This is a genomic window from Arthrobacter sp. NPDC056493 (assembly GCF_042795115.1).
GTDB lineage: Bacteria > Actinomycetota > Actinomycetes > Actinomycetales > Micrococcaceae > Arthrobacter.
This window is the reverse complement of the sequence record NZ_JBHTSL010000024.1, coordinates 1-20082: the sequence shown is the minus strand read 5'-3', so window position 1 is coordinate 20082 and position 20082 is coordinate 1. Positions and strand designations below refer to the sequence as shown.

Sequence of the window (20082 nt, the reverse complement as noted above, 5' to 3'; positions counted from 1 at the left end):
ACAGGCGGCCTTACCGCGCCGTGACCCCCGCCGAAATCCGCCGCGAAAGCCGGGTCCACACGGCGGGGGCCAGCACCACGGCGATTCCGACGGCGGCGCCGATCACCGTCTCAACGATCCGGTCCCGGAGCAGGATGCCGGGTGCAGCCGGGGAGACCAGCAGTGTGGATGTCAGTGCCAGCGGCGTCACGAAGACCTGGGCCAGCACGTAGTTCCGGGCAATGAAAAGCTCGGCGCCGAACTGGCAGATGGCGATCACCAGAACTGTCTGCCACGGCACCGGCTGCAGCAGCAGGATGCCCGCCAGGAGAATGAGGCCCAGCACGGTGCCGATGATCCTCTGGATGCCGCGGGCGATGCGGTGCCGCGTGGTGCGGCCCACCAGCGGAACGACCGCCGCCACCATGGCCCAGTAGTTGTGCCCGAAGCCAAGCAGCTGGCCCACGAGGGTGGCAAGGGTGCCCGCGAGCCCCGCGGCCACGAGGTAGCCCACGGCCTCGAGCCCGGCCGCGCGCTTCTCCTCCGCGGTCAGCCGGACGGGCGGAGGCATCTCCCACGCCGTCCGGTGGCTCCGCAGCACCCGCGATGACAGCCCCACGGCCAGGCAGAAAAGCGTGGTCACGACAGACACCAGCAGGCCCTGCCACAGCGGCGGCTGGTTGGGAATGGACGCGATCGCGGCAAAGGCGAAGATGTGGAACAGCGAGCCGGCCGGCCGGTGCCGCCAGCGGGCGATCACCAGCGAGCAGCCGCCGGCCACCAGGGTGGTGGCCAGCACCTGCAGCCAGATGCCCGCCTCCTGCGCCAGGCCGCCGGCATGCACCAGCCGGGCCGTCAGCGTGGCAAGGAGGATCACCAGAAGCATGAGCCCGCCGGCGCGGACCTGGATGAAGAACCGCTTCCGGTGCAGCTCGCCGCGGCCGTAAATGCCGGTGAACGCGCCGAAGGAGGCAAAGATCGCCAGGTCCAGTCGGCCCAGCAGCACGAGGGTGATCAGCGGGACGAACACGCCCACGGCGCACCGCATGGCGACGTGATGATCCTTGTTTGCCGGGGCAAGGGTGAACATCTCGGCCAGCAGTTTCACGGGGGAATCGCGCCTTTCGTTGCAGTTTGGAGCTGACGACGGCGGCACTGGCGTCCGCCTACCAGCTTAATGGGGCGGCCCCCGCCTTTCGTGTGGAGGCCGCCTCCCGCACTGTTGCATTCGTCTCCTGGCCGCTTTCGACCCGGCGCCGCTTCCTACTTGGTGGCGTTGGTGCGTGCGTCCACGGTGACCACTTCGAAGGTCTTGGCGTTCGGCACGCCAAACTTGGCGTTGACGGCGGCGAGGGTGTCATCGAAGAGGGCGGCCGTCGTCGGGATGTTGAAGTCCGGGCTGGTGATGACTTCCCGCAGCTTCGCAGTCGACTCGTGGAAGTTCACCCGGAGACGGCTGATCTGGTTGGACATGTTCTGCACGGCCCAGACGGTGTCGTCCTTGACCAGGACGCCGTCGACGTTGGGGACCTGCACGCCGGTGATCTCGGTGCTGTTACCGGTCCGCGGGCTGACCGTGTAGAGCGCCGCGTTGCCTGAGTGGGCGACCACCAAACGGCGGGCGTCACGTGAGTAGGCGATGCCGTTGAGGTTGAACTGTTTGCTGGTGTCCGCCGCAGGACCCTTAAGGGCCAGCGTGCGGACGCTGCCGAGGTCGCCGTCGTCGTCCACCGGAATGAAGTACAGCTCAGCCTGCCGCGAGTTGGTAAACCACGCGCCGTGGTCGGTGAGCGCCACGTCGTTGATGAAGGCTTCCTTCTTGGTCAGCTGGTAGGTCTTGACCGTCTTGCCCGTGTCGGTGTCGTACACGTAGGCCTGGCCGGTGGGGCCGCCTGCGACGAACAACAGATCATTGTGCCGGTCCGCCTTCATGCCCACGGCCACCCTGCCGTCGGGCGCATCGATGAACTTGGTGGCCTTGTCCTTGCGGATGTCGCCGCGGTAGATGTCCCCGGTGACGAGGTCGCCCGCGAAGAATTTGGTGCTGCCGGCGGCGGCGATGCCTTCGGCACCCTTGGCCCCGTCCAGCAGGATGACCGGGGCGACATCCCCCGAACGGGACTGCACTGCCCTGGCCTCTCCGGCCGAGGCGACGGGTGCGGGGACCAGGAGCGCGGCGAGGGCGAGGAACCCTACGGCGGCACGGCGGCGTGTATGACCTGAACTGATGCTGATGGGCATGACGGTGCTCTCCACGAGTCGACTCTTCCGTGCGAGCAGGCCGTTGTACGGGAGCTCCGCACGCTGGTCCCTTCAGTGTAGGGACCGGGCCGGAGGCTGGCCATAGACGTGCAGCAGCCTCGAGTTTTTGTCCAGCTATTCGCCCCAAAAGCCCCATCAGCGGCCATTATCTGGACAAAAACTCCAGCGGCGTGGGATGTTTCGCGGGATCGGAACGCGGGGGCAACCCCGCCGTAACAAGGGCCGGGCAGGCTGGCACCATGAAGCCCCACGTGCCGAAGGCCCACCCGCGGATCCGCCACGCACCGGCCCGACACAGGCCGCACCCGCACCAGCCGAATTCCGCCGCTGCCGAACTGAGCTGCGAGGTCTGCGGGCAGATGCCCGAGCCCACCAAGACGCGCCTCACGGTGGCCAATGTCGCCGTCATGCTCCCGATCGAACTGCTGGTGCACGCGCTGGTGGTGCAGACGCACCTGCCCTATCTGGCCAAGGTGCTGGTCCTGACGCTGACGGCCACCGTCCTGGTGATCTGGGTGGCCGAGCCGTCCGCCGCGCGGATCCTGCGGCGCTGGCTCCACGCACCAGCGCTGCGCCACCGGCGCAGGCTTGGCACGGCACCGGCGCTGTGGCGTGCAAGGACGGTGCTCCGCGACGAGCCCGGCTCCCTCAAGCGGATCACCAGGTCCCTGGCGTTGCTGGACACCAACATTTTGGGCATCCACGTCCACCCGGTCCGGGGCGGGGTGATGGACGAATTCGTGCTGTCCGCCCCGGGCGAGGTCAGTGAGCGTCAGCTGCTGGAGGCCCTGACCGACGGCGGCGGCCGGAGCGCGCAGGTCTGGCCCACCACCGCCCTGGCCATGGCCGACGGGCAGACCAAGGCCCTCAGCCTGGCCGCACGCATTGCCGCCACTCCCGGGGAGCTCCCGCTGGCCGTGGCGGAACTGCTGTCCGCCCGGATCCTTGACCCCGGAAGCGAGTCAGCCGGCCACCTCGGCCCAACGGACAGCGGTCCAACGGACCGCGCCCAAACGAACGACGCCGGCACCGTCCTGAAGATCCCCACCGCCTGGCACGGACCCATCACCTTCTTCCGTCCCGGCGAGCCGTTCACGCCGGCCGAATCGGCCCGCGCCCACCGGCTTGCAGAGCTCGCCGAAATCCTGGCGCACCGGGAAGCTCAGACAAATGTGGACGGTCAGGGATCCGGGAAGGCGCAGGGACCCGGGCTCATTTCCGGGCCGGACGCGTCCCCAGCAGCATGTTCAGCCCCCAGCCGATGAGCGTGGTCATCACCACGGCCGCCGCTATGGACAGGAGCTGCGGCGGCGTGGTGAGGATGCCGAGGCTGATGATCAGTGTGGTCGCTCCGGCCGGCGGATGCGGCAGGCCGACCCACGTCAGCACCAGCGTGGTCAGCGCCACCGACAGGGCCCCGCTGAGCACGTGCAGCGGCGTCAGCCCGCCCACCGGCGCCGAAGGCTGGCCCTGCAGCCCGAACGCGTACAGGCACAGGGCACCCGCCACCAGCCCGACGCCGTGCCCGGTGAGGGCGTTGACCGGCCTGGATGCCTCCTGCTCCGGGGATTCGAAGAACAGCATCACCGTGGGGCCGAGGCTGGGGAAAAGCCACGGGAGATGGAGGACAACACCGACCACGCCGCAGAGTCCCAGGACCACGATCACCAGGGCCGCCGCGTACACACCGGCCCCGAGCCCGTTCCATTGACTTTTCATTCGCTCCAGCAAAGAAGCCTGTGCCATTGCCGATCCTCCTGAGTACGTCAAAACCCTGCATCCGGCGTTGTAGTGACCCGTACCCAGACGGCGGCAGACTTACCCGCGCCACGGCATAACCCTGGGACCAGAATCCGGACCCCTCAGAACCCGGACGGGTTGCGGGGCGTGTAGCCCGCTTCGAGGCGCCGGATCTCCGATTCGGTCAGGTCAATCCCGACGGCGGCAGCGGCGTCGTCGATATGGCGTTCCTTCGTCGCCCCGATGATGGGGGCGGTAACGGCGGACTTGCCGGCGCTCCAGGCCAGGGCGATCTGCGCCATCGGCACGCCGCGTTCGTCCGCCACGGCTGCGACGGCGCCGACGATGGCTTTGTTCGCATCCTCGTCCTGCCTGTACAGGCCCTTGCCGAACTCGTCCGTGTCCTGCCGCGTTCCGGATCCGGCGGCACCCCACGGCCGGGCCAGGTTGCCGCGTGCCAGCGGGCTCCAGGGGATCACGCCCACACCGGTTGCCTGGCAGAAGGGGTGCATTTCGCGCTCCTCCTCCCGTTCGAGGAGGTTGTACTGGTCCTGCATGGACACGAACCTGGTCCAGCCGTTCAGCTCCGCCACGTGCTGCATTCGGGCGAACTGCCAGGCCCACATGCTTGACGCCCCGATGTACCGCGCCTTGCCGGCCTTCACGACGTCGTGCAGGGCCTCCATCGTCTCCTCGACCGGGGTCACCGGGTCGTGGCGGTGGATCTGGTAGAGGTCGACGTAGTCGGTGCCAAGCCGGGTGAGCGACGCGTCGATCTCGTGCAGGATCGCGGCGCGGCTGAGGCCTGCCCCGTTGCGGGCCTGGCGCATCCGGCCGTGGACCTTGGTGGCGATCTGGATCTCTTCCCGGGGCGCCAGCTCCTTGAGCAGGGTTCCGGTGATCTCCTCGCTCGACCCGGCCGAATACACGTTGGCAGTATCGAAGGTGGTGATCCCCGCCTCGTAGGCGCGCCGCACGAACGGCCTGGCTTCATCGAGCCCCACGCTCCACCCGTGCGACCCCTTCCCCGGATCGCCATAGCTCATCATGCCCAGGACAACGGCACTGATTTCCAGGCCGGAGTTTCCAAGTCGGACCGTTTTCATTCGGTACTTCCTTTCGATGCCTTGCCGTCCGGCCCTCGGTCACAATTCGTTTTTTCGCGGGCCACGGCCATCTTTGCCGAAAACCCTTGACAGTGTCCCACGCCACTCCTTACCTTGAATTTGGGATCCCAAAACGGGATCCCAAACGGCAGGTATCTTTCCGCCGGCGCAAAACCCAACACCGCCGGCCCGAAGAGTCCCGCCGAACGCGGCCGCACCGCCCCACTACATCCCCCCATCCCCTGTCCGCACCCTTCCCGCAAAGGAGAAGCTGTGTCTCTCCCAGATACTGAAGCAGTGACAACCCAGGCCCCATCCCCCGTATCCCGCGGCACCAAGCCCGGCAAGGACGGCGTGCAACGGCGCACCAGCGTCCGCTGGAAGCTGTTCCTGCTGCTGCTCGTCCTGGTTTCCGTCAACTACATCGACCGCGGTTCCATCTCCGTGGCCCTGCCCATCATCCAGAAGGAATTCAACCTTCCCCCCGAGCTCGTGGGCCTCCTGCTCTCCGCGTTCTTCTGGACCTATGCCCTGATGCAGATCCCGGTCGGCCTGCTGATCGACAAGTTCGGTCCGCGCAAGGTCATGACCGCTTCATGCGTGGGCTGGGGCGCGGCCACCGCCGCCTCCGGCATGGCCGGCGGCTTCCTCAGCATGTTCATCGCCCGGCTGGGCATCGGCGTCACCGAAGCCGGCGTGATGCCGGCCGGCGGCAAGCTGAACGCCATCTGGATGCACAGGTCGGAGCGTGGCCGCGGTGCCACCATCCTGGACGCCGGCGCTCCCCTCGGCGCGGGCCTGGGCGGCATCCTCATCGCCGGGCTCATTGCCTCCACCGGCAGCTGGCGGACGTCCTTCGTCATCGCCGGCGCCGCCACCGTCCTCATGGGCCTGGCAGTCTGGTGGTACGTCCGCGACAATCCCCGCCAGCACCGCGGCGTCAACGCCGCCGAGGCCGACTACATCGAGGCCTCCCACGCCGAGGAGGACGCCGAAGCCATAAAGGAAGGCAGCAAGGGCAAGCGCGCGCTGCTCCCCTACCTGAAGTTCCGCTCCTTCTGGGCCATGTGCTTTGGCTGGCTCGGCTTCAACGGCGTGTTCTACGGCCTGCTTACGTGGGGCCCGCTGTACCTGGCCCAGGCCAAGGGCTTCGACCTGAAGACCATCGGCTGGTCCACCTTCGTGATCTTCGGTGCCGGCTTCGTCGGCGAGATCCTCGGCGGCACCATTGCCGACAAATGGCGGGCGTCCGGCGCCTCCGCCAACCGCGTCATGCGCACGCTGCTGGGCATCTCCAGCGTCGTGGTGGTGGGCGGCCTCGTCGGGGTGACCGTCGTCGCGGACCCGACCACCGCCGTCATCCTTCTCTCTGTGGTGATGTTCTTCCTCCGCTGGGTGGGCCTGTTCTGGAGCATCCCGGCCATCCTGGGCGGCCGCACCAACGCCGGCGTCCTCGGCGGGGCCATGAACTTCAGCGGCAACATCTCCGGCTTCGTCACGCCGATCGCCGTCGGCCTGATTGTCGGCGCCACCGGCTCCTACACCTGGGCGCTGCTCTACTTCGTGGGATCCGCCATCATCATGGGGGTCTCCGTGCTCACCCTGAACTACAACAAGCGGCTTCCCGTCTAAGGCTGGGCAGCCCTCAACACCATCCTCGTTTGGGATCCCAAAACTATTGACTTCAACTCACGCACGGCTTACCGTGAGATTTGGGATCCCAAACCGGCATTCCGAGGACAGACTTCCTCACCTCACCCAAACCCGGTCCTGTACCCCCATCGCATCGCCCAGGAGGGCCACATGTCGATCAACTCCCAAACCCGAGGTTCCCTGTCCGACGTCAAGCAGAAGGGCGGCGGGAACTCAATGAAGAGAGTCGTCGCCGCGAGCTTCGTCGGCACCACGCTTGAGTACTACGACTTCTTTGCCTACAGCACAGCGGCTTCCATCGTCTTCCCCCTCCTCTTCTTTCCGGGTTCAGAGCCGGCAGCGGGCCTCCTGCTGGCCCTGGCCACCTATGCTGTGGGCTACCTTGTGCGTCCGCTGGGCGCCGCGATCTTCGGACACTTCGGCGACAAAATCGGCCGCAAAAACGTCCTTGTCACCACACTGCTTCTGATGGGCCTGGCCAGTGCCGCCGTTGGGCTCCTGCCCACCTACGAAAACATTGGCGTCTGGGCTCCGGTCCTTCTGGTCAGCCTGCGCTTCCTGCAAGGCATCGGCATCGGCGGCGAATGGGGCGGCGCCGCTCTCATGGTGACCGAATCAGACAAGAGCGGCCGGCGCGGTCTCTTCGGCAGCCTCGTCCAAACCGCTGCTCCCACCGGCCTGCTTCTGGCCACCGGCATCTTCACGCTCATGACGTCGGCCCTCTCCAAGGAAGCCTTCCTCGCCTGGGGCTGGCGGATCCCCTTCCTGATCAGCTTCGCGCTGGTCGCCATCGGCCTCTACATCCGAATGAAGCTCGCTGAATCGCCCGTCTTCGAGGAAACGGAAAAGAAGGCCGCCGAGAAGAAGCAGGAAGAAGTCAAGGCTCCACTCCTGTACGTCTTCAAGCACTACAAAAAGCAGCTGGCCCTTGCGGTCGGCGCCCGCATCGGCAGCGACATTGCGTTCTACATCTTCGCCCTGTTCGTCCTCGTCTACGGAACCGAACACCTGGGCTTGCCCAAGAGCCTGGCCCTGGCCGCTTCGACTGTTTCGGCTGTTGCACAGATGATCAGCATCCCGCTGTTCGGGGCACTCTCGGACCGTATTGGCCGCAGGCCGGTCATGATCGGCGGTGCGGTCGCGGGCATCATCTACAGCTTCGTATTCATCGCGATGCTCAACTCCAAGGACCCGATCCTGGTGCTTATCGCCCCGGCCATCGGCCTCGTGATCGTCGCGGCCATGTACGCCCCCGTTGCCTCATTCATCCCCGAACTGTTCGCAACCAAGGTCCGTTACACCGGCTCCGCAGTAGGTTTCCAGCTCGCCGGCGTCTTCGGTGGCGGTTTTGCCCCGCTGATCGCTATCCAGCTGATCGTCCTGACCAGCTCCGGATTCGCCGTGGCCGGTTACCTGTCCGCCGCGCTGCTGCTCATGGTGTTCTGCGTCTACGTCGCCAAGGAAACGTCCAAGATCACCATGAACGAGGCCGGCAAGACGGCCAGCACCACACGATAGGGATCACGGACATGAACAACACCGCCCTGCCTCCAACGCAAGCCTCCGTGGATAAGGCGTCCATCGACACGGCCGCCTTGAACACGGAGCAGCTGACCCGGCGTTCCGTGACGGAATGGGCGAACGCCATGCGGGAAGGCCGCCTCACGGCGACGGAGTGCCTGGCACTGCACCTCGACCGGATCGCCCGGGAGAACCCCCGTCTGAACGCCATCGTCACCCTGAACCCGCTGGCAACTGAGGAAGCGGCGGCCGCGGACCGGGCTGCCGCCGCCGGCAGGTCTTTGGGTCCCTTGCACGGTGTGCCGTTCACGGTGAAGGACACCCTGGCCACGAAAGGGCTGCGCACCACGGCGGGAAGCCCCCTTCTGTCGGATTACGTTCCGGCAGAGTCCGCGACGGCGGTCCGCCGCCTTCAGGAGGCGGGAGCGGTGTTGCTGGGCAAGACGAACTGTTCGGAGTTCGCTGTCGAGACACATACCCGCAACCCGCTCTTCGGCGACACCTGGAATCCCTGGGACACGCGCCTGACGTCCGGCGGTTCCACCGGCGGCGACAGCGCCGCCGTGGCTTCCGGCATGAGCGCTTTCGGGCTCGGCACCGACTTTGGCGGGTCCATCCGCTGGCCGGCCCACTGCACGGGCCTGACCAGCCTGCGGCCCACCGTCGGACTGGTGCCCGAAACAGGGCTCCTCCCGTACGTACCGCCGGCGGCGGCCGGAGCAAGCCTCCCTGCGCCCAACTCAATGTCTGCGCTGCACCGGCTGGGTACAGTGGCCTGGCTGGCCCGGAGCGTGGACGATCTGGGCCTGCTGCTCGGCGTTCTCGCGGGGACGGACGGCGTGGATCCTTCCACCGTTCCGGTACCGCTGGGCGGTCCGGTTGATTCCCTGGCCGGGATCAACTGTGCCTGGTTCGAGGACGAGGGCACTCATCCCGTCCGCGACGATCTAGTGGCCGCCGTCCAGAGTGCTGCGGAAGCCCTGCAGGCTCTTGGTGTTCCAACGACGCGCGGCAGGCCGCCCGGCATCGAACAGGCGGCGGCAGCCTTCGTGGCCTTGCGCACGGCAGAGGGCATGCCCGAAGTGTTGGAGCTTGCCAGCGGGCGTGAGGACGGGCTTGGCAGCAACCTCCGCAGCTCGTTGCTGGGCGCCGCCCCCAGCACTGTGGCGGACTACCGCAAGGCCGCCGCGGAGCGGGATGCGATCCGCGCACAGGTGCTCGGGTTCATGGAACAGCACAACATCCTGCTGTTGCCCGTGGCGAGTGTGCCGGCGGCGGATCCCCGGACCGCAACCTTCAACATCAGTGGCAAGGACATTCCCTGGACGGAGCTGGGATCCTGCTGCCGGGCCATCAGCATCCTTGGTTTCCCGGTGGCGGTTGTGCCGTGCGGCCTTTCCAGCGAAGGCCTCCCGGTCGGCGTGCAGGTGGTTGGCCGGCCCTACCGCGACCGCGAAGTGCTCGCGGTCGCGGCGGCCCTTGAACGGGAGTTTGGCCGTTTCAGCCCTCCGCGATTCAGGTCTTTGTCAGAATCGTCGGCCTGAGCAGAGATGGATGCCGACGAGGACATAGAGTCACAGAAAAACACGAATGGAGCATCATGCTTGCCGCAGAAGAAACCCAGAACAAGGAACGCCCCCTCCGCGAGACTGTCCGGGACGCGCTCCGCACCAGGATCTTCGAAGGGCATTACGCTCCCGGCACCCGGCTCGTGGAGCGCGACCTGGCGGCCGAGTTCAATGTCTCCCGGCTTCCTGTGCGCGAGGCGCTGCGGATGCTGCGCCAGGAAGGGCTGCTCAGCGACCGGGGCGCACGGGGCGCTGAGGTCAGCTCGCTCAGCCCCAAGGACGTGGAGGATCTCTTCGACGTCCGTCAGTCGCTCGAAGTACTCGCCTGCCGCCTTGCCGCCGTCCGGGCAACACCGGAGGACCTTGTCTACCTTGACGGACTGCTGGACGAGGCCGAACGGTGCCTCGGCAAGGGCGCCGTCATGGAGGCCCACCGCGCCAACAGCGAATTCCACGACGCCATCACACGAATCGCGGACAACGGCTTCCTCAAATCCGCATTGGAACCCCTGCAGGGGCGCATGCACTGGCTTTTCCGCCACGTCAGCGACCTGCCGGAACTGATCCAGGAACACCGGGACCTCTACGAGGCCATCGCCAGCGGTGATCCCGACCGTGCCGCGGCCCAGTCGGCGTCGCACATCGGCAAATACCGCGAACAGTTCCCCGACGAATTCCAGAAAACCGAACCCGCTCTGCACCGGAAGAAAAAATGAAACTTCTTGTCATCAACCCCAACATAAGCGACGACGTCACCGCGCTGATCGAATCGGAGGCCCTGCGCTCCGCCTCGCCGGACACCGAGCTGGTGGTCTGCACCGCCGGGCACGGCGTGGAATACATCGAAACCCGCTTTGAGTCCCTGATCGCCGCCGGCGCCGTGGCTGAGATCATCGCCGAACACACCACCGGCACCGGTGAGGACCCTGCCTCCCCAAAGATCGACGGCGTCGTGGTGGCGGCCTTCGGGGATCCGGGCATGCCGGCCCTGAAGGAGCTCACCGACGTGCCGGTCATCGGCATCACCGAGGCCGCCCTCTGCGCCGCGGCGCTACAGGGGCACCGTTTCTCCATCATCGCCATCTCCGACCGGATCCGGCCGTGGTACCGGGACTGTGTGGAACGCTTTGGTCTCGGCGGACGGCTGGCATCCATCCGCTCCATCAACGAAAGCCTGAACGGCATCGGCTCGGTGCAGCACGACTTCAAGGAGACCCTCCTGGCACTGAGCCGGCAGGCCGTCACCGAGGACGGGGCCGACGTCGTCATCCTCGCCGGCGCGCCCCTCGCAGGGCTGGCCCGCGAACTTCGCGGCCAGATCCCGGTCCCCGTGGTGGACGGCATTTCCGCCGGCATCCGCATGGCGGAGGCCATTGTGGAGCTTCAGTCCGGCATGCACCGGGCCGGAGCGTTCGCCCCGCCGCCGGTCAAGGCCCGCAAGGGCCTGTCCGAAAATCTCGACGCCGCCCTGACCGCCGCCCAGACGGCGTCGAACGCCGTGGCACCCAGCTAGCCCCGGCGCACCCAACCAGCCCCAGCAAACCCGTCAGCTCCCCAGTCAGGAGGACAACGATGTCCCGCATCCCCGAACTCGTCATTGCCAACGGCACCGTGGTCAACAGTTTTGGCCGCCGGCATGCCCACGTCGTGGTGGTCGACGGCAAGATCAGCCAGCTCGTCGACGCCACAGAACCCGCACCCGACGCACTCCGCACCGTCGACGCCACCGGCCAGCTGGTGATCCCCGGCGGCGTGGACGGGCACTGCCACGTGGCCCAGGTGACCGGCCGGTTCCGCACCCTGGACGATTACCGGACCACCTCGACCGCCGCCCTGTGGGGCGGCACCACCACCATCATCGACTTCGGCATCCCCCGTGACGCCCGCGAAACCCCGCTGGCAGCCGTGCTCAACAAGAAGGAACTGGCGCAGGAGTCCCGCTGCGACGTGGCCCTGCACGGGTCCGTGGTCAGCTGGGACGAGACAGTGCCGTGGCAGCTCGAACAGCTCGCCGCCGAGGGCGTCCGCTCCGTGAAGATGTACACCACCAACCGCGGCAGCACCATGGCGGACGGGGACACCATTCTGAGGGTGATGCGCGAAATGGTCCGGCTGGACGGGCTCACCTACATCCACGCCGAGCACGATCCGATCATCGCGAACTGCACACAGCAGCACGCCGACGACGGGCGGATCGGCATCGAGCACCTGCACCGCACGCGCCCTGAGCTTGCCGAGGAAATCTCGGTGAAGGAAACCCTGGCCATGGCCGAATACACCAAGGCACCCGTGTACTTCGTCCACCAGTCCACGCCAGGGGCGGTCGACCTGGTTACCGAGGCCCGGGAGCGCGGCCAGGAAGCCTACTCGGAGACGTGCCCGCACTATCTCACGCTCGATGACACCGTTTACAGCTCGGCCTTCCCGGAGTGGTACGCCTGTTGCCCGCCAATGCGCAGCCCGGAAACCGTGGCGGCGCTGAAGGAGCGGCTGGCCGGCGGCGCCATCCACACCGTGTCCTCGGACCACTCCTGCTACGACCTGACCCAGAAGCGGGAACGCACCGACGACGTCCGCGCCATGCCGCACGGCCTCCCGGGCGTGGAGACGCGCATGCCCGTGACGTTCACGGCGATGGCTGAATCCGGCAGCAGCGTGGAGGACTTCGTGGAGGTGTTCTCCTCCGGACCGGCGCGCATCAACGCCCTCCCCGGCAAGGGCACCGTGGCCGAGGGATTCGACGCCGACCTGGTGCTCTTCGATCCCGCTGAACAGCGCACCGTGGACGGCGGCTCGCTGCACATGGGAACTGATTTCTCACCCTTCGACGGCCGCACTCTGGCCGGCTGGCCCGCCGTCGTGGTTTCCGCAGGCCGCGTGGTGCTGGACCGGGAGGGCTTCCACGATCCGGGCGCCGTGGGCCGCTTCGTGGCCCGGAACGGATTCCGGGAACACCTTGCCGCCGCTGCCGACCTGTCCGCCGCGACCCTCTAGGAGCACCCGTTGAACCGCCACACTTCACCCCACCGCCCGGCTTCACCTGTCCGGCCCACCCGGATCGGCATGATCGTGCCGTCGTCGAACACGTGCCTGGAACCGCAGAGCTACCGCATCCTGGGCGACCGCACCGACGTCACGATCCATTTCACCCGGATACCGGTAACCCGGATCGCGCTGGACGATTCATCGGACCGGCAGTTCGACCCCGCCGTCATGCGCGAGGCAGCCAGGCTGCTGGCGACGGCGGACGTGGACGTGATCGCGTGGAACGGCACCTCGGGATCGTGGCTGGGGTCCACGCACGACCGCGACCTCGTCCTTGAAATCACGGACGCCACCGGCATCCCTGCCACGACGTCCACGCTCGCGTACCTCGAGGCGTTCCGGTCCTTCGGCACCGAACGGATCGGGCTGTTCACGCCGTACACCGAGGACGTCAACGAGGCCATCATCAAGTCCTACGAGCGGGACGGCATCAAAACCGTCAGCCACCGCTGCCTGGGCCTGAGCGACAACGAGTCCTTCGGCCGGGTCACCGATGATGAAATGCGTCCCGGTTCCCTGGAACTCGCGGCCGACGCTCCGGATGCGCTGATCTACCTCTGCACCAACCTGTACGGCGCCAACATCGCCGCCGAAATCGAGGCGGGCACCGGCGTCCCGGTGCTGGACTCGGTGGCCGTGACGCTGTGGCACTGCCTGAAGCTCGCCGGCTCCCCCTTGCTCGCACCAAGGTGGGGCAGGCTCCTCGGGGACTGACGCGCCTGTCCATTTAGGTCAGGTCCGGGCACTCCCAAGCCCGGGGCGCTCTACGTCCGGAAGATCTACTACCGGATCGGGTCTACATCCGGACTTTGAGCGCCCCGGGCTCCACCCAGATGGACAGCTGCCTGACGGCGCCCACGTGGTCACCGTCGAGCTGGAACTCCTCCTCGTGGTCCAGGGTGATCTCGATTTTCTTGCCCTGAAAGTACTCCGCGGATTCCTTCCGGTTCTTCCTGCGGCCGAAAATGCCTGCCGCGACGCCCAGCCAGCCGAAATGCCCGCGGGGCGCCAGGATCAGCAGGTCCAGGATGCCGTCGTCGATCTTCGCTTCGGGGAAAATTTCGATCCCGCCCATGATGCGGCCGCAGTTCCCTGCCATGACACTGCGGATCCGCCGCTTGACCGGGTGCTTGTCGTCCACCTGGATGGTGGCCCTGACCGGCTTGCCCGGCAGCTTGCGGATGCCCGCTTCCACATAGGCGAGCCAGCCCACGCGGTCCTTCAGCGCGTCCACGGTGTCCGCCATGATCGCGGCGTCATAGCCCACGCCGGCCATCACCAGGAAGACGTTCTCGTCGTCGGACCCGTCAAAGCTGGACCTGGCGACGTCGACTGTGCGGTCGGTGCCGTTCAGGACGTCATGCGCTGCGGAAACGGGATCCGTGATGTCCACGCCCATGTTGCGGGCCAGCAGGTTGCCGGTCCCGAGCGGGACCATGCCCATCGGCGTTCCGGTACCGGCCAGCGCCTCAGCCACGCACCGCACCGTACCGTCGCCGCCGGCGGCAATAACGACGTCGACCCCCGCCTCCAGTGCCTCGCGGGCCTGACCCACGCCCGGGTCTTCAACCGTGGTTTCCAGCCAGAGCGGCTCGGCCCAGCCCTGCGTGTCGCACAGCCGGATCAGCGAGGCGCGGAGGCCGGCGCCATCAGCCTTGGCGGGGTTGACCACCACGGCGGCCCGTGGCGGCGAGGATGCATTCTGGGCTGTCATGGTGTCCTTCAGCTGCTGCGGGCGGGCCCGAAAGCCCCGGAACTCAAATCGTAACGGCGAACCCGGGATATGGGCACGAACCACAGCTGATCGACCCGCGGCCGGCCGCCATCACCCCGGGTCCGGCCCACCGGCATTGCGGCGGTCCAGGACGGATACCCCGGCAACGGCCACGATGAGTGCGGCGACAAGGAACAGCGGAAGCTGCGGCTCCCCTGTTATGACGACGCCGGCGGCGGCTGTTCCGGCGGACCCGGCGGCAATTTTGAGGGCACCGACCCAAACAAACACCTGCCCGCGGACCTGCGGCGGGGCAAATTCGCTGCGGGCGGCGAGGGTCGCCGCGAAGAAGTACGAGTTCATCACCCCAGCGGCTGCGTACGCGGCGGCGGCAGGCACAAAGGACCCGGACAACGCGGCGACCGCTAGCGCCGCCGCAACCGCTCCCGCAAGCCGGGTGACCAGCCGGTCCGCGTCGCCACGCAGCGGACGGCACATCACTCCGGCCGATCCGGCCAGGCCGCCCAACCCGTACGCGGCCGTCAGCACGCCGGCGGCAGCCGGTTGCACGTGGAACATGGCGGTGGAGGCGACGGCCGCGATGGGGAGGGCCGCAACAGAGAACGCCACCGTCGCGGTCAGGTACAGCATCCGCCGCAGGCGGCCTGTGACGGCCATCAGCCGCAGGGTCTGGACCGGCCGCGGAACCTCCGCTGCCACTGCTGCGGGAGGAACGTAGGGCAGCAATCGAACGACGGCGGCAGCCACGAATGTGGCCGCCGCCAGAATCAGCGCGGCTGCTGTGGGTCCCGCCCAGGCCGAGACGGCAGCCACGACGCTGGGGCCGATGGTTCCGCCGATTCCGTAGGTTGCCACATCCCAGCCCTGGGCACGGCGCTGGCTGACCTGGCCCGGGCCGGCGATCGCGGGAAGTCGGCTGCTGATGCCGCCGGTCAGCAGCGGGCCAACGAGCCCCGAAACCACCAGCAGAATGCCGGTGACCGGCCATGCCACCGGGTACAGCAGGACGGCGGCCGCCAGGGTGGCGCCATGGACCATGCAGGCCCACGCGATCAGTACACGGCCGTCACGGCAGGAGTCCAAGCTCCGCGCCACCAGCGGCCCCAGCAGGTGCGGGGCCGTGATGCAGGCGCCGAGCAGGCCGGCAAGCCAGCCCGGCGCCCCGCTGGTGGTGACCATGAGGACGATCGCCACAACGGCTCCGCCGTCTGCGGTGCGGGCAAGCGTCGCGGCCGCCACGTAGCGGGCCAATCCGCCGCCGGTCCGGGCCGGGCCCGGCGCCGGTATTGGCTGCGGGCCCTGCTCCATCTGTGCCTTTTGCTCAGCCCGTCCTTTTTGCTCCGCCGTACCTCGGTTCAGGTTACCCATGCCGCACCTGCTCAGGCGCCAAGGCCGCTGAGCCGCAGGGCTTCCTCGACCCTCGTGCGGCCTTCACCGTCAAGGCTTTTCAGCGGGCGGGGCAGGCACGGCGCCTCCACGAAGCCCAGCACTTCGGCCATGGTGGCAGCGACCCGCAGACTCCCGTACGCACGGAAGAGCACCCACACGGGCTCCAGCGCGGCAGATGCTTTCAGCGCCAGGTCGCCCTGGCCGGTCCTGGCCAGATCAACCATCATCCGCGCGGTCTTGGGAAACAGACCGGCGACGACCGAATACCAAACGTCGCAGCCGGCGAGCAGGGCCTCTGCCGCGGCCCAGTCGCCGCTGATGCCCAGGGAAACACGCCCGGGAACTGCCGCCCGGAACCGGGCGATGCGGTCGGCGGCCTGGCCCGGCGCCGGGGGCGGGAACTTGATCGATGCAATGCCCGGAAGTTCGGCGATGCGGCCATGGAGCTCATCGGAGAAGGTGAATCCCGTGGTGGCCGGGTTATCGTAGACGGCGATCGGCAGGTCGGATGCCGACGAGACGTCGAGGTAGAGTCCATAGACCTCTTCGTCGGTCAGCCGCTGATACGACACCGGCGCCAGCAGCAGGCCGGATGCTCCCGCAGCGTGGGCATCCTCGACGCACGCCAGCACGTCGCGGGTGCGCATCGCGCCGACACCCGCCACCACGGGGGTCCCCCCGGCAGTTTCGACGGTGGCCTTCACCGCCTTGCGGCGTTCCTCGCGCAGCAGATAGGTGTAGATGCCGGTCGAACCAAGCACGCCAACCGAGTCGGCGCCGGCATCGACGCACCGCCCGACCAGCCGAACCAGTGCGGCTTCGTCGACGTTGTCCCCGGCGAGCGGAGTCAGGGGAAATGCACAAAGGCCGTTAAACACGACGGCGTCCTCTCTCAGTCCAGTGGCTTCTCCCTTCATGCTCACAGCCGGATTGGTCCTAGCATAGATCCAAGAATCCACGATTCAGGAGGACCAAGATCGAAGCCGAACTGCCACTGGTACTGGACCACCGGAGCCGCATTCCGCTTGCCGCCCAGCTGGTCGGCCGGCTGCGGGCAGCCATCCTGGACGGAACCCTGAGGCCGGAGCATACGCTCCCCGCGTCGCGGCGCCTCGCCGCCGAGCTGGGAGTCTCCCGCGGAGTGGTGGTCCGCGCCTATGAGCAGCTCGCGGGTGAAGGATATTTGGAAAGCCGGGGCTCGGGCGGCACCCGCGTGGCGGTCCGCTCCGACGGCCGGGGCATGGCGTCGGCAGGCACCCAGGCGGCATCCGGCAGGGAGCAAACCGCAACGATTGACCTCACGCCCGGACGCCCGTCCGGCGCCCCGTTCCGTGACCGCGACTGGCGGGCCGCCTGGCGGAAGGCCGTTGCCGAGCCGGTGGAGGTTGAGCTTCCGGCCGCCCTGGGCACGCCGGCCCTTCGCGCTGCCGTTGCCGATCACCTCGCCGCGTCCCGTGGACTAACGGTGAGTGCTGACGACGTCGTCATCACAGCGGGCACCAGTGACGCCCTGCAGCTGGTCGTCGCGGCGCTCCGCGGCCAATCGGCCCTCCGGGTGCTGATGGAGGACCCCGGCTATCCCACGGCCAGGCGCGTGCTGTCCGCAGCCGGAGCCGCGGTGCAGACCCTTCCGGTTGCCGACGACGGGCCGGAAGCGGCACAGCTTGCGGCCCTGGCTCCCCGCCCTGACGCCGTCCTGGTAACACCCAGCCACCAGTACCCCCTGGGCGGCCGGATGCCGGTGAAGGAACGGCTGGCCCTGCTCGCCTGGGCCGAAGCCAATGGGGTGGTCATCCTCGAGGACGACTACGACAGCGAGTTCCGGCACCGCAGGATGCCCCTGCCCGCACTGGCGTCGCTGCCCTCCGCGGCCGAAGTCGTCCTGGTGGGCACCTTCTCCAAGTCACTGAGCCCGTGGCTGCGGTGCGGATATCTGGTGGTTCGCGGCACCTCCGGGCAGCGCCTCAAGAACGCACGGACGAACCTCGGCACACCCGTTCCCGGGGTCATGCAGTCGGCCCTGGCCAACTACATCGCCGGCGGCGGCCTCGCACGGCACATCGCCCGGGCACGGCGCCAGTACGCCCACCGCCGTGAGCTGCTGCTCGACAGGCTCGGAGGGCGGGCAGACCTTCAGTTGGCGGCCCTGGACGGCGGCCTCCACGCTGTCATCCGGCTTCAGCCGGGCGTTCCCGCCGGGCACGTGGCCCAGGAAGCACTCGCACTGGGAGTCAGGGTGGTGACGCTGGCAAGCTACTTCGCAGAACGGGCACCGGAAAATGGCCTGGTCATCGGGTACGGCGCGCCGACTGATCTGGAGCTTGCCCGCGCGCTGGACATCATCGCCGGCATCCTCGACCAACGGCCGGTGGCCCGGCGTAGCACCGCGGCCTCGAACTGGCAGCGACATCGCCGTCAGTGTGCCGCGTCAGTGTCCGGTCGCGAGGACGGCGGCCAGCGTGAGCATGAGCAGGGCCACACCGCCGTCGAGGATGCGCCATGACGCCGGACGCGCAAAGAAGCCGCTGAGCCCGCGCGCACCGTAGCCGATCAGGGGAAACCAGAGGGCGCTGCCGGCGGCGGCCCCCGCTCCGAACAGCCACTTGCCCGAATCACCGTGAGAGTTGGCCAGCGAGCCCAGCAGCACCAGCGTGTCGAGGTACACGTGGGGGTTGAGCCACGTGATGGCTGCGGCGGTGAGCACGGCCGACCAGGCGGTTCCCCTGACGTTGGAATCCGCTGCCTTGAGCGCCCCGGGCCGCAAGGCCCGCCGCGCGGCGAAAACCCCGTACGCGAGAAGGAACGCGACACCGAACCAGCGCACCACGGCGAGGAGCACCGGCGCACCCTGGATGAGTGCGCCGATCCCCGCGACGCCGGCCAGAATCAGCAGCGCGTCACTGGCGAGGCAGACCAGGACCACCGGAAGGACAGCCTCACGTTTGAGTCCCTGCCGCAGGACAAACGCGTTCTGGGCTCCAATGGCGACGATGAGGCTGAGGCCGGCTCCGAGCCCGGTCAGAAAGGGAAGCATTCTTCGAAGGTACGACCGTCAAATCTGAAATGCAATTCACTTTTTTTGCAGTTTCATTAGAATATCTTCATGGAACTCGATCAGCTCAGGGCGCTTGCCGCCGTCGTCGACCACGAGACCTTCGACGCCGCGGCCAGCGAACTCCGCCTCACCCCCTCGGCCGTAAGCCAGCGCATCAAGGCGCTCGAACGCTCCGTGGGGAGCGTGCTGGTGCGGCGCCTCAAGCCGGTCCGGCCAACGCCGGCTGGCGAGCAGCTCCTCCGTTCGGCACGCCAGCTCCTGCTCCTCGCCGACGAGGCGGTCCTTGCCCTGCGCGGGCCGGACACCACCGGGGAGGACGACGGCGGACGGCCCGGCGCCGGGCGGCTGCGGGTTCCCATTGTGGCCAATGCGGACTCGATCGCGACGTGGCTGCCGCCGGCCTACCGGGAGATTGCGCTCGGCGGCCGCGTGGCCCTCGAGCTGTTGCGCGACGATGAGCACGCCACGGCCGACCTGCTGCGGTCCGGCGATGCCGTCGGTGCGGTCACCGCGGATCCCCGGCCGGTACAGGGATGCACCATCCAGCCGCTCGGCACGATGGTGTACCGGGCCAAGGCGTCGCACAAGTTCGTGGCCCGGTGGTTCCCCGGCGGGCCCACTCCGGAGGCCCTCGCCGCAGCCCCCGTCATGCAGTACGACCGGAAGGACACCCACCAGCTCGCTGTCCTCGCACGGGTCGCACCGGACGCCACTCCCCCGCAGCACTTCATCCCCGACTCAGTCCAGTACGTCGAATCGATCCACGCCGGCCTTGGCTGGGGCATGGTGCCGGACCAGCAGGACCCGGCGAACTCCCTCGTGGAGCTCGACCCGGCATGGAGCGAGGACCTGCGGCTCTACTGGCAGGTGTGGACGCTGGACTCACCGGGCCTCACGGAGGTGACAGACGCCGTCGTCCGCGCCGCCCGGATCCTGCCGCCGCACCGGAAGTAGGTGGAGCGAAATTATGCGGCACGCTGCTCCCGGCCCACCCGTATTCCAGTTGGGGCATCAAGCGCAGCAGCGGCG

The 20082-nt window shown here is 67.9% G+C and carries 18 protein-coding genes; 10 read left to right on the top strand and 8 right to left on the bottom strand.

What is annotated here, in order from left to right:
- Positions 1 to 10: 10 nt before the first annotated feature.
- Positions 11 to 1087 (bottom strand): FUSC family protein, encoded by a 1077-nt coding sequence (locus tag ACFQ50_RS11730; RefSeq protein WP_377995708.1) that lies wholly within the window; start codon positions 1085 to 1087, stop codon positions 11 to 13.
- A gap of 155 nt (positions 1088 to 1242) precedes the next feature.
- Complete coding sequence (locus ACFQ50_RS11725; protein WP_377995707.1) at positions 1243 to 2235, bottom strand: hypothetical protein; 993 nt, start codon at positions 2233 to 2235, stop codon at positions 1243 to 1245.
- Between the two features lie 365 nt (positions 2236 to 2600).
- Here ACFQ50_RS11725 and ACFQ50_RS11720 point away from each other — a divergent pair, with 365 nt between their 5' ends.
- Positions 2601 to 3506, top strand: a complete 906-nt coding sequence (locus ACFQ50_RS11720) for an amino acid-binding protein (RefSeq protein ID WP_377995747.1) — start codon at positions 2601 to 2603, stop codon at positions 3504 to 3506.
- Here the strand turns inward: ACFQ50_RS11720 and ACFQ50_RS11715 are convergent.
- Together ACFQ50_RS11715 and ACFQ50_RS11710 are read right to left on the bottom strand one after the other, a co-directional pair.
- On the bottom strand, positions 3454 to 3960 hold the full coding sequence (locus ACFQ50_RS11715; protein ID WP_377995706.1) for an HPP family protein: 507 nt from the start codon (positions 3958 to 3960) through the stop codon (positions 3454 to 3456). The two genes, ACFQ50_RS11720 and ACFQ50_RS11715, sit on opposite strands and share 53 nt — an antisense overlap.
- Positions 3961 to 4103: 143 nt before the next feature.
- Positions 4104 to 5087, bottom strand: coding sequence for an aldo/keto reductase (locus ACFQ50_RS11710; RefSeq protein WP_377995705.1), 984 nt, complete (start codon positions 5085 to 5087; stop codon positions 4104 to 4106).
- A 297-nt stretch (positions 5088 to 5384) separates the two neighbouring features.
- On the opposite strand from ACFQ50_RS11710, the gene ACFQ50_RS11705 reads away from it, so the two are divergent.
- The 7 genes from ACFQ50_RS11705 to ACFQ50_RS11675 all read left to right on the top strand — a co-directional run bounded on the left by ACFQ50_RS11705 (position 5385) and on the right by ACFQ50_RS11675 (position 13588).
- On the top strand, positions 5385 to 6719 hold the full coding sequence (locus ACFQ50_RS11705) for an MFS transporter (RefSeq protein WP_377995704.1): 1335 nt from the start codon (positions 5385 to 5387) through the stop codon (positions 6717 to 6719).
- Between the two features lie 171 nt (positions 6720 to 6890).
- A complete protein-coding gene (locus ACFQ50_RS11700; RefSeq protein WP_377995703.1) occupies positions 6891 to 8258 on the top strand; it encodes an MFS transporter in 1368 nt (455 codons plus the stop codon).
- 11 nt (positions 8259 to 8269) lie between these two features.
- The gene (locus tag ACFQ50_RS11695) at positions 8270 to 9805 is read left to right on the top strand and encodes an amidase (RefSeq protein WP_377995702.1); all 1536 of its coding nucleotides are present in this window, start codon (positions 8270 to 8272) and stop codon (positions 9803 to 9805) included.
- 56 nt (positions 9806 to 9861) lie between these two features.
- The gene (locus ACFQ50_RS11690; RefSeq protein ID WP_377995701.1) at positions 9862 to 10545 is read left to right on the top strand and encodes a GntR family transcriptional regulator; all 684 of its coding nucleotides are present in this window, start codon (positions 9862 to 9864) and stop codon (positions 10543 to 10545) included.
- Positions 10542 to 11342, top strand: a complete 801-nt coding sequence (locus ACFQ50_RS11685; RefSeq protein ID WP_377995700.1) for an aspartate/glutamate racemase family protein — start codon at positions 10542 to 10544, stop codon at positions 11340 to 11342. The genes ACFQ50_RS11690 and ACFQ50_RS11685 overlap by 4 nt, the downstream gene beginning before the upstream one ends.
- A 59-nt stretch (positions 11343 to 11401) precedes the next feature.
- The gene (locus ACFQ50_RS11680) at positions 11402 to 12823 is read left to right on the top strand and encodes an amidohydrolase family protein (protein ID WP_377995699.1); all 1422 of its coding nucleotides are present in this window, start codon (positions 11402 to 11404) and stop codon (positions 12821 to 12823) included.
- 9 nt (positions 12824 to 12832) lie between these two features.
- Complete coding sequence (locus tag ACFQ50_RS11675; RefSeq protein ID WP_377995698.1) at positions 12833 to 13588, top strand: aspartate/glutamate racemase family protein; 756 nt, start codon at positions 12833 to 12835, stop codon at positions 13586 to 13588.
- 82 nt (positions 13589 to 13670) lie between these two features.
- Here the strand turns inward: ACFQ50_RS11675 and ACFQ50_RS11670 are convergent, their stop codons facing one another.
- From ACFQ50_RS11670 to ACFQ50_RS11660, 3 genes are all read right to left on the bottom strand, one after another.
- A complete protein-coding gene (locus tag ACFQ50_RS11670; RefSeq protein ID WP_377995697.1) occupies positions 13671 to 14588 on the bottom strand; it encodes a diacylglycerol/lipid kinase family protein in 918 nt (305 codons plus the stop codon).
- A gap of 111 nt (positions 14589 to 14699) precedes the next feature.
- Positions 14700 to 15977, bottom strand: coding sequence for an MFS transporter (locus ACFQ50_RS11665; protein WP_377995696.1), 1278 nt, complete (start codon positions 15975 to 15977; stop codon positions 14700 to 14702).
- An 11-nt stretch (positions 15978 to 15988) separates the two neighbouring features.
- Positions 15989 to 16876, bottom strand: a complete 888-nt coding sequence (locus ACFQ50_RS11660) for a dihydrodipicolinate synthase family protein (RefSeq protein ID WP_377995695.1) — start codon at positions 16874 to 16876, stop codon at positions 15989 to 15991.
- A gap of 98 nt (positions 16877 to 16974) precedes the next feature.
- On the opposite strand from ACFQ50_RS11660, the gene ACFQ50_RS11655 reads away from it, so the two are divergent.
- Positions 16975 to 18501, top strand: a complete 1527-nt coding sequence (locus ACFQ50_RS11655) for a PLP-dependent aminotransferase family protein (protein WP_377995746.1) — start codon at positions 16975 to 16977, stop codon at positions 18499 to 18501.
- Here ACFQ50_RS11655 and ACFQ50_RS11650 read toward each other — a convergent pair.
- A complete protein-coding gene (locus tag ACFQ50_RS11650) occupies positions 18427 to 19032 on the bottom strand; it encodes a LysE/ArgO family amino acid transporter (protein ID WP_377995694.1) in 606 nt (201 codons plus the stop codon). The two genes, ACFQ50_RS11655 and ACFQ50_RS11650, sit on opposite strands and share 75 nt — an antisense overlap.
- Before the next feature lie 69 nt (positions 19033 to 19101).
- Here ACFQ50_RS11650 and ACFQ50_RS11645 point away from each other — a divergent pair, with 69 nt between their 5' ends.
- Positions 19102 to 20007: a LysR family transcriptional regulator ArgP gene (locus ACFQ50_RS11645; RefSeq protein WP_377995693.1), complete on the top strand. Its 906-nt coding sequence runs from the start codon at positions 19102 to 19104 to the stop codon at positions 20005 to 20007.
- Positions 20008 to 20082: the final 75 nt, after the last annotated feature.